This window comes from Cupriavidus basilensis (assembly GCF_029335485.1).
Classification (GTDB): domain Bacteria; phylum Pseudomonadota; class Gammaproteobacteria; order Burkholderiales; family Burkholderiaceae; genus Cupriavidus; species Cupriavidus basilensis_E.
In genome coordinates, this window is sequence record NZ_JARJLM010000195.1 from 1 (window position 1) to 847 (window position 847).

The window sequence follows — 847 nt, forward strand, 5'->3', positions numbered from 1 at the left end:
CCGCCAACGTCAAGGCCGCGCTCGAATGGGTGCCCGCCAGCGCCCACCCGATGGACGTGATGCGCACCGGCGTGTCCGTGCTCGGCACCGTGCTGCCGGAGAAGGACGACCACAACACCCCGGGCGCGCGCGACATCGCCGACCGCCTGATGGCCAGCCTCGGCTCGATGCTGCTGTACTGGTACCACTACAGCCATAACGGCAAGCGCATCGAAGTCGAGACCGACGACGACTCCATCGGCGGCCATTTCCTGCACCTGCTGCACGGCCAGAAGCCGTCGGCGCTGTGGGAGCGCGCCATGCAGACCTCGCTCAACCTGTACGCCGAGCATGAATTCAATGCCTCGACCTTCGCCGGCCGCGTGATCGCCGGCACGGGCTCGGACATGTACTCGTCGATCTGCGGCGCCATCGGCGCGCTGCGCGGCCCCAAGCACGGCGGCGCCAACGAGGTCGCGTTCGAGACCCAGAAGCGCTACGACAGCCCGGACGAGGCCCAGGCCGACATCACGCACCGCGTGGAGAACAAGGAAGTGGTGATCGGTTTCGGCCACCCGGTGTACACCACCGGCGACCCGCGCAACCAGGTCATCAAGGAAGTGGCGCGGCGCCTGTCCAAGGACGCCGGCTCGATGAAGATGTTCGACATCGCCGAACGGCTGGAAACCACGATGTGGGACATCAAGAAGATGTTCCCCAACCTGGACTGGTTCAGCGCGGTGAGCTACCACATGATGGGCGTGCCGACCGCCATGTTCACCCCGCTGTTCGTGATCGCGCGGACCTCGGGCTGGGCCGCCCACATCATCGAGCAGCGCATCGACAACAAGATCATCCGCCCCAGCGC

1 protein-coding gene is annotated in these 847 nt (G+C 66.4%); it reads left to right on the forward strand.

Annotation, left to right across the window (positions count from 1 at the left end):
* Positions 1 to 847, forward strand: an 847-nt coding sequence (prpC, locus tag P3W85_RS11455; RefSeq protein WP_276264877.1) for a bifunctional 2-methylcitrate synthase/citrate synthase, incomplete at both ends; no start/stop codon positions are given.